Origin of the sequence: Actinoplanes teichomyceticus ATCC 31121 (assembly GCF_003711105.1) — a bacterium.
In the GTDB taxonomy this organism is placed as follows: domain Bacteria; phylum Actinomycetota; class Actinomycetes; order Mycobacteriales; family Micromonosporaceae; genus Actinoplanes; species Actinoplanes teichomyceticus.
Map to the genome: position 1 here is coordinate 4,112,671 of NZ_CP023865.1, position 14,944 is coordinate 4,127,614.

At 72.6% G+C, this 14,944-nt stretch carries 11 protein-coding genes; all 11 read right to left on the bottom strand.

The features are described from left to right. The 11 genes from ACTEI_RS18140 to ACTEI_RS18190 all read right to left on the bottom strand — a co-directional run bounded on the left by ACTEI_RS18140 (window position 1) and on the right by ACTEI_RS18190 (window position 14,532). Complete coding sequence (locus ACTEI_RS18140; protein WP_187645946.1) at window positions 1-1,317, bottom strand: DUF58 domain-containing protein; 1,317 nt, start codon at window positions 1,315-1,317, stop codon at window positions 1-3. Further along, window positions 1,314-2,276, bottom strand: coding sequence for an AAA family ATPase (locus ACTEI_RS18145; RefSeq protein WP_122978739.1), 963 nt, complete (start codon window positions 2,274-2,276; stop codon window positions 1,314-1,316). The genes ACTEI_RS18140 and ACTEI_RS18145 overlap by 4 nt, the downstream gene beginning before the upstream one ends. Continuing rightward, window positions 2,273-3,547, bottom strand: coding sequence for a DUF4350 domain-containing protein (locus tag ACTEI_RS18150; protein WP_122978740.1), 1,275 nt, complete (start codon window positions 3,545-3,547; stop codon window positions 2,273-2,275). Before ACTEI_RS18150 ends, ACTEI_RS18145 begins: the two co-directional genes overlap by 4 nt. After that, the gene (locus tag ACTEI_RS18155; RefSeq protein WP_122978741.1) at window positions 3,544-4,182 is read right to left on the bottom strand and encodes a DUF4129 domain-containing protein; all 639 of its coding nucleotides are present in this window, start codon (window positions 4,180-4,182) and stop codon (window positions 3,544-3,546) included. The genes ACTEI_RS18150 and ACTEI_RS18155 overlap by 4 nt, the downstream gene beginning before the upstream one ends. After that, window positions 4,179-5,045 carry a hypothetical protein gene (locus ACTEI_RS18160; RefSeq protein ID WP_122978742.1) on the bottom strand — a complete coding sequence of 289 codons (867 nt, stop codon included), beginning with the start codon at window positions 5,043-5,045 and terminating at the stop codon, window positions 4,179-4,181. Before ACTEI_RS18160 ends, ACTEI_RS18155 begins: the two co-directional genes overlap by 4 nt. 115 nt (window positions 5,046-5,160) lie before the next feature. Next, window positions 5,161-6,531: an endo-1,4-beta-xylanase gene (locus ACTEI_RS18165; protein WP_239082389.1), complete on the bottom strand. Its 1,371-nt coding sequence runs from the start codon at window positions 6,529-6,531 to the stop codon at window positions 5,161-5,163. A gap of 480 nt (window positions 6,532-7,011) precedes the next feature. Then, complete coding sequence (locus ACTEI_RS18170) at window positions 7,012-8,382, bottom strand: non-reducing end alpha-L-arabinofuranosidase family hydrolase (protein ID WP_122978743.1); 1,371 nt, start codon at window positions 8,380-8,382, stop codon at window positions 7,012-7,014. 12 nt (window positions 8,383-8,394) lie between these two features. After that, window positions 8,395-10,434 (bottom strand): family 43 glycosylhydrolase, encoded by a 2,040-nt coding sequence (locus ACTEI_RS18175; RefSeq protein WP_122978744.1) that lies wholly within the window; start codon window positions 10,432-10,434, stop codon window positions 8,395-8,397. Further along, the gene (locus tag ACTEI_RS18180) at window positions 10,431-11,810 is read right to left on the bottom strand and encodes a glycoside hydrolase family 43 protein (RefSeq protein ID WP_122982237.1); all 1,380 of its coding nucleotides are present in this window, start codon (window positions 11,808-11,810) and stop codon (window positions 10,431-10,433) included. Before ACTEI_RS18180 ends, ACTEI_RS18175 begins: the two co-directional genes overlap by 4 nt. Beyond that, the gene (locus ACTEI_RS18185) at window positions 11,810-13,432 is read right to left on the bottom strand and encodes a glycoside hydrolase family 27 protein (protein WP_372443259.1); all 1,623 of its coding nucleotides are present in this window, start codon (window positions 13,430-13,432) and stop codon (window positions 11,810-11,812) included. Before ACTEI_RS18185 ends, ACTEI_RS18180 begins: the two co-directional genes overlap by 1 nt. Continuing rightward, window positions 13,432-14,532, bottom strand: coding sequence for an RICIN domain-containing protein (locus ACTEI_RS18190; protein WP_122978746.1), 1,101 nt, complete (start codon window positions 14,530-14,532; stop codon window positions 13,432-13,434). Before ACTEI_RS18190 ends, ACTEI_RS18185 begins: the two co-directional genes overlap by 1 nt. Between the last annotated feature and the right edge of the window lie 412 nt (window positions 14,533-14,944).

Below are 14,944 nucleotides of genomic sequence, written 5' to 3' on the forward strand. Positions count from 1 at the left end.
TCACAGCCGCCCGGAGGCTTTCAGCAGCAGGTAGAGATCGGCGACCCGGCCGGCGAACGTGTCCACCCCGGCGTCGACCACGCTGGCCCCGGACCGGCGCAGCACGTCGCGGACCCGGTCGCGCTCGGCCAGCACCCGCTCGGCCGCCGCGGCCGTGTGCACGTGCACGGCCCTCGGGTGCGGCGGCAGCGCGGCCAGCCGGGACACCGCCGGGTCGCGGACCCCGGCGACGACCACCCGGTGCCGGGCGGCGAGCCGGGGCAGCACCGGCAGCAGCCCCTCGATCATCGGGGCGGTGTCCAACGCCGTGAAGATCACCACGAGGGAGCGTTTCCGGTCGCGGCGCAGCAGCTCCCGCGCCAGCACGGTGAAGTCGGTCTCGGCCAGGGCGGGCTCCAGCGAGGCCAGGGCGTCGATCAGCCGGGGCAGCCGGGCGCGGTGCCCGCCGCCCTCCACCCGGGCCCGCACCGCGGTGTCCAGCGCGAGCAGGTCGACCCGGTCGTCGGCGCGGTCGGCGAGCACGGCCAGCAGCAGCGCCGCGTCGATGGCGGCGTCCAGCCGAGGCGCGTCGCCGATCCGTACCGCCGAGGTGCGGCCGGTGTCCAGCACGCAGTACACCCGCCGGTCGCGTTCCGGGCGCCAGGTGCGCACCACCACGTCCTGGTGCCGGGCGCTGGCCCGCCAGTCGATCGAGCGGACGTCATCGCCCATCACGTACTCGCGCAGCACGTCGAACTCGGTGCCGTGCCCCCGGCCGCGGGCCACCACGCTGCCGTCGAGCACCCGCAGCCGGGCCAGCTTCTCCGGCAGGATCCGGCGGGACGGGAAGCGCGGCAGCACCCGCAGCGTCCACGGCGGGGTGACCGCCTCGTTCCAGTCGCGGCGGCGCTGCCGGTACGCCAACCCGAACGGCCCCATCGACCGCAGCGTCACCCGGACCGCGCGCCGGTCCCCGTGCCGGGTCGGCCGCAGCGTGGTGGTGACCGCCCGCTCGGCACCCGGCGCCAGGTCCAGCTCGTGGCGCAGCGGCCCGGCGCCGGCCGAGGGCACCCAGCTGTCACGCAGGTGCAGCCGGACCGCGCGCTCGGCGGTGTTGACGACGGTGAGCGTGGTGGTGGCGGCGCCGCCGAGCCACACCGTCCGGTCGCCGGCCCGGCGCAGCCGCAGCCCGTCCAGCGGACCGGCGACGAGCAGGTCGACCAGCGCCAGCGCGGCGGCGAGCACCAGCACGGCGGCGAACGCCAGCCACGGCGCGCCCAGCAGCGCCGGCAGCGGCACGCCGGCCGCGAGCAGGACGGCGAAACGCCTGGTGATCATCGCGGGGCGGGCACCGCGGCCAGCACCGCGCCGAGCACCGCCTCGACGGTCACCCCGTCCAGCGCGGCGTCGGCGCGCAGCCGCACCCGGTGGCCCAGCGCCGGCACGGTGTAGCCCTTGACGTCGTCCGGCACCACGTGGTCGCGGCCGTTCAGCCAGGCATGCGCCTTCGCGACGGCCAGCAGCGCGGTCGCGCCCCGCGGGGACGCGCCCAGCTCCAGCGCCGGGGCTGTCCGGGTGGCCCGGCACAGGTCCACGATGTACGCCAGCACCGGGTCGGCGACCTCGACGCCGCGCACGGCGGCCCGGCCGGCGGCCAGCTCGGCCGCGCCGGCCACCGGGCTGACCCCGGCGGCCGCGAGGTCGCGCGGGTCGAAGCCGTGGTGGTGGGCGCGCAGCACGGTCAGCTCGGCGTCGCGCTCGGGCAGCGCGACGACCAGCTTGAGCAGGAACCGGTCGAGCTGGGCCTCGGGCAGCGGATAGGTGCCCTCGTACTCGATCGGGTTCTGGGTGGCCGCGACCAGGAACGGCTCGGGCAGCGGGCGCGGCGTGCCGTCCACGCTGACCTGACGTTCCTCCATCGCCTCCAGCAGCGCCGCCTGGGTCTTCGGCGGGGTCCGGTTGATCTCGTCGGCGAGCAGCAGGTGGGTGAAGACCGGCCCGGCCCGGAAGTTGAACGCGGCGGTACGCGCGTCGTACACCAGCGACCCGGTGACGTCACCGGGCATCAGGTCCGGGGTGAACTGCACCCGCCTGGTGTCCAGGTCCAGGGCGGTGGCCAGGGACCGGACCAGCAGCGTCTTGGCCACCCCGGGCACCCCTTCGAGCAGCACGTGGCCGCCGCACAGCAGCGCCACCAGGACACCGCCGACCACCGCGTCCTGGCCGACCACGGCCTTGCCGACCTCGGCGCGCAGCCGGCCCAGGGCGGCACGGGCTTCTCGGGCATCGGGGGTCACGGCTGTTCTCCTTCGGTTCCGGTGATCTCGCGTACCAGGGCCCGCACGGCGACGGCCGCGGCGACCAGCTCGGCGTCGTCGCGCGGGGCGGGACCGGCGAGGATGCCGTGTACCTCGTCCGCGTCGCGCCCGGCCTGTTCGGCGATCCGGGCGACGCCGGCGTCGGCCGGCAGCCCGAGGTGGACGGTCAGCCGCCGCCGGGCCCCGGCGCGCAGGATGTCCAGCGACGCGCCGCGGGCGCGGGCCCGCTGATAGAGCCGGGCGTGGCCGAGCATGGTCTCGTTGGCCGGCACCCGGGACGGCAGCGGCTCGGCGACCGGGGCGCCGAGCCGGCGCGCGGCCGCGGCGGCCAGCGCCAGCAGGGCCAGCGCGGCCAGGGCGAGGCTGGCCCACAGCGCCGCCGGGAACGCCTCGGCCAGCGGGTTCGGCTTCCGGGCCGCCGCCGGCGGCGGCGCGACCGGGCCGTCTCGGGTGTGCTCCGGGGTCCCGGCCGGCTGCGGCGGCCCGGTGGAGGCGCCGGTGCGCCGCGGGACCGGCCCGCTGGCGGTCGCCGACGGGCTCGGCTCCGGGGGCGCCTCGCGCCGGTGCCGGTCGAGCCAGACGACCCGGCCGGTCCGCGCGAGCAGCCCGACCGCCAGCGCGGCGTTGCCGTGCTCGGCGATCCGGTCGTTGCGGAACGGGTCGGCGGCCCCGGCCACGGTGATCGTGACGCCGCCGGACGTGACGGTCACCAGCGCGCCGCCGTAGCACGTGGCCGCGCCGTCCGCGTCGTAGCGCCGCCACCGGACCGCGGCCGGCCCGGCTCCGGCGGCCACCTCGTCGGCGCAGCCCGGCTCGGCGACCGCGGTGGTCCAGCGGGTGTCGCGCAGCGCCACCGACCACCCGTCGAGCGCCCGCGCCGGGGGCGCCACCACGACCACCCGGGTGCCCGGGGGCAGCGCGCCGTACCGGCCCAGCGGGTCCAGGTCGATCAGGTCCGGGGTGGTGACGAACAGGGTGGCCGGGTCGCCGCCGCGCCACAGCGCGGTGACCGCGCCGGTGACGGTGGTCTGCCGGTCCACCGTCACGCCGCGTTCGCGCAGCCGCGCGGCCAGCCGGCCGGCGCCGACCCCGGCGTCGCTGAGCGGGGACAGGTACGCGGCGTCGGCCGGGTCGGGCCGCTGGCTCGCGTGCCCGATCAGGGTGGCGGTGAGCAGCGCGAGCAGGACCGCGAACGGCACGGCGACCCGCGGCCAGCGCCGGGCCCGGGCGTCGTCGCCGGTGGCCGTCATCGCCGCTCCCCCGGCTCGGGCCGGAGGGCGGCGCGCACCTCGGCGGTGAGCGTACGCATCCGGTCGTCGTGCCCGGCCGAGGCGGCCCGCCGGCCGTACCAGATCTCCGAGAAGATGCCGGCCGCGCCGGTCAGCGGCGAGCCGAGCGCGGGGCGGCGCGCGGCGGCGGCCGCGGTCAGTTCCAGCACGGTGGTGCCCGGCTGCGGGGCGATCACTCCGGCGCGGGTCAGGTCGGCGACGGTCTCGCGCAGCCGTTCCCGGATCGCCTCGGCGTAGCGGCCCTGCGCCGCGAGCCGGTCGGCCGGCGACATGCCGGGCTGCGCGGCCATCGGCGCGGCGGCCGCGGCGGGGCGCGGCGCCGCCTGCCCCGGTGCCGGCCGGCGCCGCCGCCGGGGCAGGCGGAACCGCAGGCGTACGCCGCGGAATCGGGGCCGGCGCCACCGCAGGCGTACGCCGCGCAACCGGGGCCGGGGCAGCCGGATCCGCGGCAGCCGCAGCCGGCGCGGGAGCCAGGCCGGGTACCAGTACCACAGGGCGGCCACCAGCCCGGTGAGCGCGATCAGGGCCAGCAGCACGGTCTGCGGCGCCACCCGGTCGAACAGCCGTCCGAGGAACTCGTCGTAGGCCCGGGTCACCGCGCGACCACCAGGGCCGCCGCGTCGTCCCCGCCGTGCGCCCGGACGCGGCCGAGCAGGATGTCCAGGCCCTCGCCGCGGATCCGGGCGTCCACCAGCAGCACCGCGTCCAGGCAGGCCAGCGCGGCGTACGCGACGGTGTTCGCGGCCGCCCACGCGACCGGCACCGCCCAGTCCCGCCACGCCGCGCCGGAGTCCCCGGGCAGACCGGGCACCAGTTCGGCGACCGCCAGCCAGCCGGTGCCCAGCGCGAAGCGGATCGCCAGCCAGCTCAGGTAGCCGAGCAGCCGGATCCGGGCGACGCGCAGCCCGGCGCCGGCGCACAGCACGGCGGAGCGGCGCAGCGCGGCCAGCGGGCCGCGCACCCGGTCCATCGTCAGCACCGGCGTGACCGGCCCGGACAGCGCGACGAGCACGAGCAGCCCGGCCATGCCGAGGAACGCGGCCGGCCAGGCCAGCACGCCCAGCAGCAGCGCGACCGGGACGGTCGAGCACGGCCGGGTCCGTAGCCACAGTCGCCGGCCGTCGGCCGCGTGGCCGAGCAGGGCCGGGCCGGCGGCCGCTCCCGCGTACGCGCCGAGCAGGGCGACGATCCCGACCTCCAGCGCCAGGCCGGTCGCCACGGTCCGCCACCAGCCGCCGAGGTCGCCGGCCGGCAGGTAGAACGGCGGAAGCAGCCCGGAGCGCGTACGCAGGTGGGCCAGCAGCGCCTGCTCGGCCGCCGCCAGCAGCGCCGCGACCGGCAGCAGCGGCAGCGCGCGGCGCCGCAACAGGGTGATCGCGCTGTCCAGCGTCTCGCCCGCGGTGGTCGCCCGCAACGGCAGGATCGCCGGGGTCCGGTGCGATCCGGTCGGTGCGCGCATCCCGGGCATCCTAGAAGATCGCTGTCCGGGGGCGCCGCCCGCCCCGCGCGGTCCGCGACCCGCGCACGGCGAAGCGGTGTGGGGCCGGTGACGCCGCCACACCGCTTCGCCGCGGTCAGCTCAGGCTGAACCGCTGGTTGGCCTGCCCGTTGCAGTCGTAGAGCTGGACCTGCTGGCCGTTGCCGGTGCCCCAGACGTCCAGGCAGCGCCCGGACTGCACACCGGTGATGGTGCCGTTGGCGTTGACGTTCCACTGCTGGTTGGCCTGGCCGTTGCAGCTGTAGATCTGCACCGCCGAGCCGTTGCCGGAGCCGGCGGCGTCCAGGCACCTGCTGCCGTACACGGTCAGTTGCCGGCTGGACGTGAGCGTCCACGTCTGGTTGGTCTGGCCGTTGCAGTCGTAGAGCTGGACCCGGGTGCCGTTGTTCTGCGACGCGTTCGGCACGTCGAGGCAGCGGCCGGACTGGGCGCCGACGATCCGGCCCGTGCGACCGGGCGTGTCCGACGGTGACGGGGAGCCGGTGCCGTCGCTCGGGGTCGGCGAGGACGTGCCCGGGCCGGCCGCGTTGAGGGCGTTGAGCACCGAGGTGTAGGCCGCCTTCTTGTTGCCGGAGTTGTCGAACAGCAGCGGCCTCTCGCTGGAGCGCCAGGAGTCGCTGTCGCGCACGCCCCAGACCGTGATGCCGATGCAGCGGGGAACGTTCATGCAGGCCTGGGTCAGGCCGGCGTACTGCGACGTGGCGGCGTTGGTGACGTCGACCTCGGTGAGGGCCACGTCCACGCCGAGGGCGGCGAAGCTCGACAGCGTGGTCTGGAAGTTGCCCGGCAGCGAGCTGCCGCCGGTGAAGTGGGTCTGCAGACCGACGCAGTCGATCGGCACGCCGCGCGACTTGAAGTCGCGGATCATGTTGTAGACACCCTGCGTCTTGCCGTACGACCAGTTCTCGATGTTGTAGTCGTTGTAGCAGAGCTTGACCGACGGGTCGGCGGCGCGCGCGGTGCGGAACGCCACCTCGATCCAGTCGTTGCCGGTGGCCTGCAGGTTGGACTGCCGCCGGCTGCCGTCCTCGTTGAAGGCCTCGTTGACCACGTCCCAGGCGGCGAGCTTGCCCCGGTAGTGGGCCATCACGCCGTTGATGTGATCGATCATCGCCTGGCGCAGGCTGCTGCCGCTGAGACCGCCCCACCAGTTCGGCTGCTGCGCGTGCCAGGCCAGGGTGTGTCCGCGGACCTTCATGCCGCGCTGGGTGGCCCAGTTGTAGATCTGGTCGCCGGCGCTGAAGTTGAACTGGCCGCGCTGCGGCGAGGTGGCGTCCGGCTTCATCTCGTTCTCGGCCGTGATCATGTTGAATTCACGCGCGGCGATCGAGGTGTACGTCGAGTCGTTGAGCCGGCCCGCGGCGATCGCCGTGCCGAAGTAGCGGCCCGACTGCGCGGCCGCGGCGCCCAGCGTGCTCGCCGCGGCGTTCGCGTCCGGCATCACCATCAGGGCGCTGAACGCCCCGACGGCCGCGACGGTGCCGGCGACCAGCGCCCGGGTCCGCCACGATCGCCGGCGCTCGGAGGTTCCGCTTGTCACTAGGTCTCCCTTCTCGGCTGCGCCTCCGGACGCGGGCACGGCACATCGGCGCATGCCTGCGAAAGAAGCGGGGGAACGCACAGCCCAATCGAAGCGATGGACTTGAATGCCACGCCAGATTGACACGGGTAACGCCACCGAAACAAGAGCTTCCGGAATGTTTCCGGAACTACCAGGAGCGAAACATGCGGCGCAGCACATCGTGAGCAGCGGTTATGTGAGCCGCCCCGCCGTGTGGGGTTCTTTCTTAACCCGGATATCAAAGGGAGGCGCGGGGAGGACCCGGAAGTTGCGGCGAGAATTTCGAGAGTTGCGGGGGACGAACGTACCGGCCCGGCGCGCTCGGTCTCCACCGAGCGCGCCGGGCCTACCCCACCGATGTTGGCTCTAGCGCTGCAGGGTGAGCAGCCCCGGTCGCCACGGCAGCTGGTCGTACGGGCCCCCGGCGGCGGGGTTCTTGCCCTGGTAGAGCAGCTGCAGATGGCACGGGTCGACGGTCATCGTCTGGTCCGGGTTGGTCCGCACCAGATCGCCGTGGCTGATGTCGTTGGTCCAGGTGGCGCCGCTGTTGGCCTTGCCGGCGAACGGGTTGCTCTCACTGGCCGCCTGCGGGGTCCACGACCCGCTCAGGCTGCTGGCGGTGAACGACCGGAAGTAGCGGCCCTGGCTGCCGATCGCCTCGACGATCATCAGGTACTGGTTCTGGCCCTGCACCTTGTAGACCTGCACGGCCTCGAACAGGTTGTTGGTGGAGTCGCTCATGATCGTGGTGTACGAGGTGCCGAAGTTGCCGGGGAAGTTCCCGATCGGCATGCTGGCCCGGTAGATCTTGCCGTTGTCGCCGGCGAAGAACAGGTACATGTTCTGCCCGTCGGCGATCAGCGTCTGGTCGATCGGGCCGGTGCCGGAGCCGGTGATGCTGCCGGTGAACAGCGGTTGCGGCGCCGACCACCCGTTCGGGTTCGTCGGGTCGCTGGAGGTCCGGTAGATGAACGGCCACGCGCCCCACTGGTACGCCAGCACCCAGATGTTCTTCGGCGCGAAGTAGAACAGTGTGGGCGCCACGGCCGACTGGCTCATCCCGTTCTGGCTCGCCGACGCCATGTCGGACCAGTCGGTGAACGGGGTGAAGTTCATCGAACCGTACGACGACCCGGCCACGTTGGACGCGTAGACCAGGTGCTTGCCGTTGTGGACCACGGTGGTGAAGTCCTTGAGCGACACCCACCCGGACTTCGGGTTGGCCAGGACACCCGTCGACGACCAGCGGTAACTCGACGGCAGCGGGCACGACCCGCCCGGCGTCGAGGGCGAGGCCGACGGGCCCGACGGCGACGGGGTGGTCGTTCCGGTGCAGCTCACACCGTTGAGCGCGAAGCCGGCCGGAACCGGGTTGCTGCCGGTCCACGACCCGTTGAAGCCGAACGACACCGTGCCGTTGGTGGCCACCGAGCCGTTGTAGCCCACGTTGCGCGCGGTCACCGCCGAGCCGCTCTGCGTCACCTCCGCGTTCCACGCCTGGGTCACCGTCTGCCCGGCGCCGTAGGACCACGTGAGGGTCCAGCCGGACAGCGGGTCGCCGAGGTTGGTGATCGACACATTGGCGCCGAACCCGCCCTGCCACTGCGACGACACGGCGTAGCTCACCGAGCAGCCGGCCGCCGCGGCGTCCGCGGGCCGCGCGACGGCGACCGCCGCCGAGGCCAGCACCAGGGCGGCTGATGCCACGCCGGCCCGCACCGATCGAGATCTGGTCATGATTCCTCCTGGTCAGGGCGTGGTCAGGTCGAACCGGTTGACCGTGACCGTGCCGCCGAGCGCCTGAGTGGCGTAGTTGAAGATGCCGAAGCGGTAGCCCATGAAGAACTGCCAGGCGTTGGTGAGGGTGAACGCCGGGCCGAGCGGGGTGAACGTGCTGCCGTTCGTGCTGTACGAGAACGTCGCGGTCCGGCCGGAGCCGGGCCGGATGTCGGCGCTGACCCGCAGCCAGATCCGGCCGCCGGTCACCGTCGCGCCGGCGGCTTCCGTGCCGGTCCCCGTGGTCGCCCAGCTGGAGTTCATGGTCAGCCCGTTGGTCATCGACACCCGGGTGACACCGTTGTCCTTGCGGATGCCGATCCAGGCCGACGAGTCACGCAGCATGGCGAGCCCGGCCCGGTCGCCGTTGGCCATCTGCGCGTAGTCGAGCTCGATGGTCGCCGTCGACGACGGTCCCTGGATCCGGTGGGTGAGCGTGTTGCGGGCGTTGTACAGGTCGTTGGTCACCGTCGCGGTGGACAGCCGCAGCCCGTTGCCGACGCTGAACCGGCTGGTGTCCGGGTTGTGGTTCCACTCCCAGCGCGGTCCGAGGCCGGCGCCGGTGAAGGTGTCCGGTCCGATCATCGGCTGCACGGTCCGCGAGGTGGTGATGGCCGGCTTCGGGTAGCTCGCGCCCCACCGGCCGTTGACCGTGGTCAGCACCGGCCAGTCGTTGCTCCAGGTGATCGGGGCCAGGGTCGGCACCCGCCCGCCGGGGTAGGCGTCGGTGAACGCCATGTACCACCAGTCGCCGTTCGCGGTCTGCACCAGGCCGCCCTGGTGGGGCACGCCGCCGCCGGAGATCGGCCCGGGAAGATCCAGCAGGACCTGACGGCTCTCGTACGGGCCCCACGGGCTCGTCGAGCGCAGCACGTACTGCCCGTTGGCCGGACGGGTCAGCCAGATGTAGTAGTAGTTGCCGCGCTTGTACATCCGGCTGCCCTCCAGGGTGCCGATGCTCGACGGCGTGGTGTAGACCGTCTGTGCCCGCACCTGCGAGGTCAGGTCGGCGGAGAGCTGCGCGACGCTGATCGTGCCGTTGCCGTACGCGACGTACGGGGTGTCGTTGTCGAACAGCAGGCCGGCGTCGTAGTAGCAGTTGTTGATCCGGGCCTTCTTCGACCAGGTCCCGCCGACCGTGGACGCGGTGTACACGTAGGTGCGGTTGAACTCGGTGCAGCCCAGCCAGTAATAGGTGCTGTTGCTGGGCCGGTAGTTGAACGCCGACGCCCAGATGCCCTTGACGTACGCCCGGCCGCCGGACAGGTCGTAGGCGGACGAGTCGAAGTCCAGCCGCGGCACCGAGTGCCCGGCGTACTCCCAGTTCACCAGGTCGTAGGAGCGCAGGATCGGCGCGCCCGGCGAGTAGTGCATGGTCGACGCCGAGTAGTAGTAGGCGTCGCCGACCCGGATGATGTCCCCGTCGGCGAAGTCCTGCCACACCACCGGGTTGGTGAAGGTGCCGGTGGAGCCGGTGCCGCCGTCGAGCCTCACCAGCTGCCACTGCTGGTTGGCGCCGTTCCAGTCGGTGTACTGGACGATGTTCGCGCCGTCGGCGGTCGACGCGCCCTGCACCTCCACGGCCTTGCCGCTGTTGCGGTTGATCAGCTGCACGTAGCCGTCGATGTCCTGCACGCTGAACTGCTGGTTGGCGGCGTTGTTGTCGCTCCACTGCACGATCGCGCCGCCGTCGGCGGTGGAGGAGCCGGAGACGTCGAGGACCTTGCCGGAGTGCCGGGACTTCAACCGGTAGTGGCCGCCGCCGGAGTCGACGAACTGCCACTGCTGCTGGGCCTGGTCGTTGCGGGTCCACTGGGTGATCCGCGCGCCGTCGCCGGTGGCCAGGTTGTACACGTCCAGGGCCTTGCCGCTGGTGCGGTTGACCAGCACGTACCACGCGCCGGTGTCGATCGTCGCCGCCGCGGCCGGGGAGGCGGCCACGCCCAGGCACGCCGCGCCGAGGATCGCGGTGAGCGCGGCGGCGAGCGCGCGGACCGCGGACCGGGCGCTCATCGGGCGCTCCCCGCCCCGGCGAACTGCCACCAGTCCACGTTGAACAGATAGCCGCTGCCGCCGGTGAACCGCAGGTACAGGTCCTGGGTGCCGCTGGCGCCGCTGACCGCGCAGCTCACCGTGGTCCAGGTCTGCCAGCCGCCGGTTCCCGGGACCGAGCACGTCCCGGCGAGAGCGCCGTTGACGCCGCCGAGCCGCAGTTCCAGGCGGCCGCCGGCAGCCGCGGAGGCGACGCGCGCCGAGAACGAGGTCGCGCCGGACCCGAACGCGACGCCCTTGACCTTGATGTAGTCGCCGTTCTCCAGGTAGCCGACGTTGCGGCCGCCGCCGCTCGACGCCTCGGTCTCCACCCCGGAGCTCCACGCGATGGTCTCGGCCTCCTGCCGCACGTACGGGTTGAGCGTCCCGACCTGCGGCGCCCCGGTCGTGGTCATGGTGATCGTCGGGATGGTGCCGTCGGCGTTGTAGCTGAACCTCTCCACGGCGACCGAGCGGGTGAAACCGCCGCCGCCGGGCAGCGCGCCGTTGTGGTAGAAGAAGTACGAGCCGCCGTTGAAGTCGATGACCCCGGCGTGGTTGGTGAAGCTGCTGCCCTGGGTCGGCATCACGGTCCCCCGATAGGTCCACGGTCCGGTCGGGCCCGGCGCGGTGGAGTACCCGATGAACTCCGAGCAGCACTTCGCGGCGAAGACGTTGTAGTAGAGCCCGTTGCGTTTGTAGACCCAGGGGCCTTCCTCGTACAGCGTGGGCCGGTTGGTGTCGCCGGTGCGGGTGCCGAACCCGGCCGTGGTCAGCGGGATCTGGTTGACGCCCCCGGAGTAACTGATCATGTCGGTGTTCAGCCGCACGTACCAGAGGTTCGGGTTGCCCCAGTAGAGGTAGGCCTGGCCGGTGTCGTCGATGAGGACCGTCGGGTCGATCTCGCCGTTCTCCACCAGCGGATGCCCGAGGGCGTCGGTGAACGGGCCGGTCGGGCTGGACGCCACACCCACACCGATCGCCATGCGCCCGGTCGCCCGGTTGGTGACCGGGACGTACCAGTAGAACCTGCCGTTGCGGTTGACCACCTGCCCGGCCCAGGCGTCCGACTTCGCCCAGCTGAAGGTGGCCAGGCTCATCGGCGAGCCGTGGTCGGTCCAGTTCACCATGTCGGCCGACGAGTACAGCCGCCACTCCTTCATGGTGAAGTAGGTGGAGTTGTCCTCGTCGTGGCCGGTGTAGAGATAGACGCGGCCGTTGTACACCAGCGGCGCCGGGTCGGCGGTGTACACGGTCTGCACGATCGGGTTGTCGGCGTGCGCGGCGGTCGGGACCGCGGCGCCCAGCAGCACCAGGGCCGCCGTGCACAGCACGCTGAGAAAGGGTCTGCTGCGCATCAGACGCGACTCCATCGCTGGTTGGTGGCGGCGGTGCAGGTCCAGAGCAGGACGAGCGTGCCGTTGGCGGTCAGGTTGTGATCGACGTCCAGGCACAGGCCGGAGGCGACGCCACGGATGGTGCCGTCGGCGTTGACCGTCCACTGCTGGTTGGTCCCGCCGTTGCAGTCCCAGAGCTGCACCTTGGCGCCGGCGGTGGCGCCGAGCGGCGCGTCGAGGCACTTGCCGAGCGCCTGGAGGGTCTGCCCGGTGCGGGTCCAGCGCTGGTTGGCGCCGCCGTTGCAGTCCCAGATGACCGGCTGGGTGCCGTTGGCCGTGGCGCTGTCGGGTACGTCGAGGCAGCGTCCCGAGGAGGCGCTGACGATCGTGGTGGTGGTCGTCGGCGTGGTGGTCCCGCCGCTGACCCGGTAGACGACGGTGCCGTGGCCGGGCACGCTCGCGCTGATCGAGCCGGCGCTGGTCGTGGTCGCGCCGCTCCAGGCGTCCTGCAGCGTGAACGAGCTGCCGGACTTGCCGATCGCCGCGGCGGTGGTGGAGATGGTCGTGGTGGAGCCGCCCTGGTTGAACAGGGCGACCGCGACGTCACCGTTGGCCAGGCGCTTGGCCAGCACCCGGCGGGTGCCGTCGGACGAGACCTGGGTCGCCTGCAGGCCGAGGGTGTCCTGGTTGATCGCGATCAGGCGGGGATTCTTCAGGATGTTCTGGGTGGCCGCGCTCATCGAGCGCAGGTCGTTGCCGGCGATCAGCGGTGAGGCCAGCATCGCCCACAGCGCGAAGTGGCTGCGCTGCTCGGTGTCGGTCATGCCACCCCGGCCGACCTCCATCATGTCCGGGTCGTTGAACTGCCCGGGACCGGCGTACCCGGCCAGCGGCACGGTGACGTCGACGATGTTCTTGATCCCCATCGGGTAGCCGTTGGTCTGCCCGGTGTCCCAGGCGTCGGTGATGTCCTCCGTGGTGCGCCACATGTTCGCCACGTCGCCCCAGTTGCGCTGCGGGCCGGTCTTGGCGTGGATGCTGTTCGGGTTGATGCTGTACACGATCGGCCGGCCGGTCGCGGCGAGCGCGTCACGCATCTTGGCGAACGTGGCGACCTGGTCGTTGATCGTGCCGGTCGGTGAGCACCAGTCGTACTTGAGGTAGTCGACGCCCCAGGCGGCGAACTGCCGGGCGTCCTGGACCTCGTGGCCCAGGCTGCCGGTGGCGCCGGGATAGCTGTTGAAGTACTGGGCGCAGGTCTTGTCCAGCGGGCCCTGGTAGATGCCGAACTTCAGACCCTTGCCGTGCAGGTAGTCGCCGAGAGCCTTCATGCCGCTGGGGAAGCGGGTCGGGTCGCCCTGCAGGTTGCCGGCGGAGTCCCGGTTCGGGTTGAACCAGCAGTCGTCGACCACGACGTACTGATAGCCGGCCTCACGCATACCGCTGGAGACCATCGCGTCGGCCATGCCGCGGATCAGCGTCTCGTTGATGTTGCAGCCGAAGGTGTTCCAGCTGTTCCAGCCCATCGGCGGGGTGCGGGCCACGCCGTTCTCCAGCGCCTGGGCGGCGGAGCCGGGGGCAACGGCCACGGTGCCGGCGAGCAGCAGCAGGCCGGCGGCGAGCATCGTCCTGAGTTTCGTCATCATCGCGTCGTCCAGAGTTGGTTGGGGGCACCGGTGCAGGTCCAGAGCGCGACCGCGGTGCCGTTGGCGGTGGCGTTGCCGGTGACGTCCAGGCACAGCCCGGATTGCGCGTTGCGGATCGTCCCGCCGGAGCTGAACGTCCACCGTTGGTTCGCGGCGCCGCTGCAGTCCCACAGCTGCGCCCTGGCGCCCGCCACGGCGCCGGTGGGCGAGTCGAGGCACTTGCCGAGCGCGCGCAGCGTCTGGCCGTCGAAGGTCCACTGCTGGTTGGCCGCGCCGCTGCAGTCCCAGATGATCGGCTGGGTGCCGTTGGCGCTGTTGCCACCGGGCACGTCCAGGCAGCGCCCCGAGCCCGAGCCGACCAGCGTCCGGCCGGTCGCGGCGCCGGGGTCGCCGATCGTGCCGGGAACCGTGCGCAGCGCCGTGTACCAGGCCGCGGCCATCCTGTCGTAGCCGCCGGCGGTCGGGTGGACGCCGTCGATCAGGTCGGCGGTGCTGAGCGCGGCGTGCATGTCCACCAGGTGCACCCGCTTGCCGGCCGACGCCTTGGCCTGCACGATCCCCGGGAGGCTGGCGTTGAAGGTCCGGGCGGCGGCCTCCTGACCCGCGTTGGCCAGCGGAATGATGGTGGCCACGAAGACGTCCGCCGCGGGCGCGGCGGCGGTGATGTGGTCGATCAGGGTGGACAGCCGCCCCGGCGCGCCGGCGACCTGGTAGTTCTGCAGGATGTCGTTGGTGCCGATGTGCAGCAGCACCGTGCGCGGGGTACTGGTGCGCAGCCAGCCACCGATGGCGGCGTCGATCTGGTCGATGCGCCATCCCGGGTGGCCCTCATGGTCGTGATCGCCGAGCGCGGCCGGACCGTTGAACTGCGAGCCGACGAGGTCCACCCGGTATCCCGCGGCCGCCATCCGCTGCCACAGGCCGATCCGGTAGCCGCCGGGCACCTGTGTGCCCTCGGTGATGGAATCACCCAGCGGCATGACCCGGGTGCCGCCGTTGGACTCCGCGAGGGCCGCGCCGGGCGCGGCCGTGACACCGGCGGCGGCCAGGGCGGCGGTCAGGACGGCTGCGTGGAACCACCGTCGTCTTCTGGGCATGGCGACCCTCCTTGGCGATCGACCGGGATCTGTTATCGCTCACAGTCGGCTGGCTGCTGCTCGCGGGCTGGGGGACGGCGATGGCAGCAGCGGATGGGAGCGCTAACACTTGGTTTCGAAGGTTGCCAGGATGTTTCGAGACATTCAAGGGGGTCTTCGTCATCATCTCGCCGAAAAGCCTGGCGAGCACGGCGCCGACCGGTACGGAAAGGGCGCCGACCGCGCAGCCCTTTTCCGCATAACACTTCTCCGGGGCGACTTTTCACGTACGGCGCATTCCACGGCCGGCCGGTCCGCCGAAAAGCGTTATGCCGCCGCCCGGGCAGCGGTCGGGCCTTGCCTTCCCCGGAAATGCGCTGGCAACATTGGCGACCACCGATGGAAGCGCTCCCATGACGTCCGGTCGTCACAT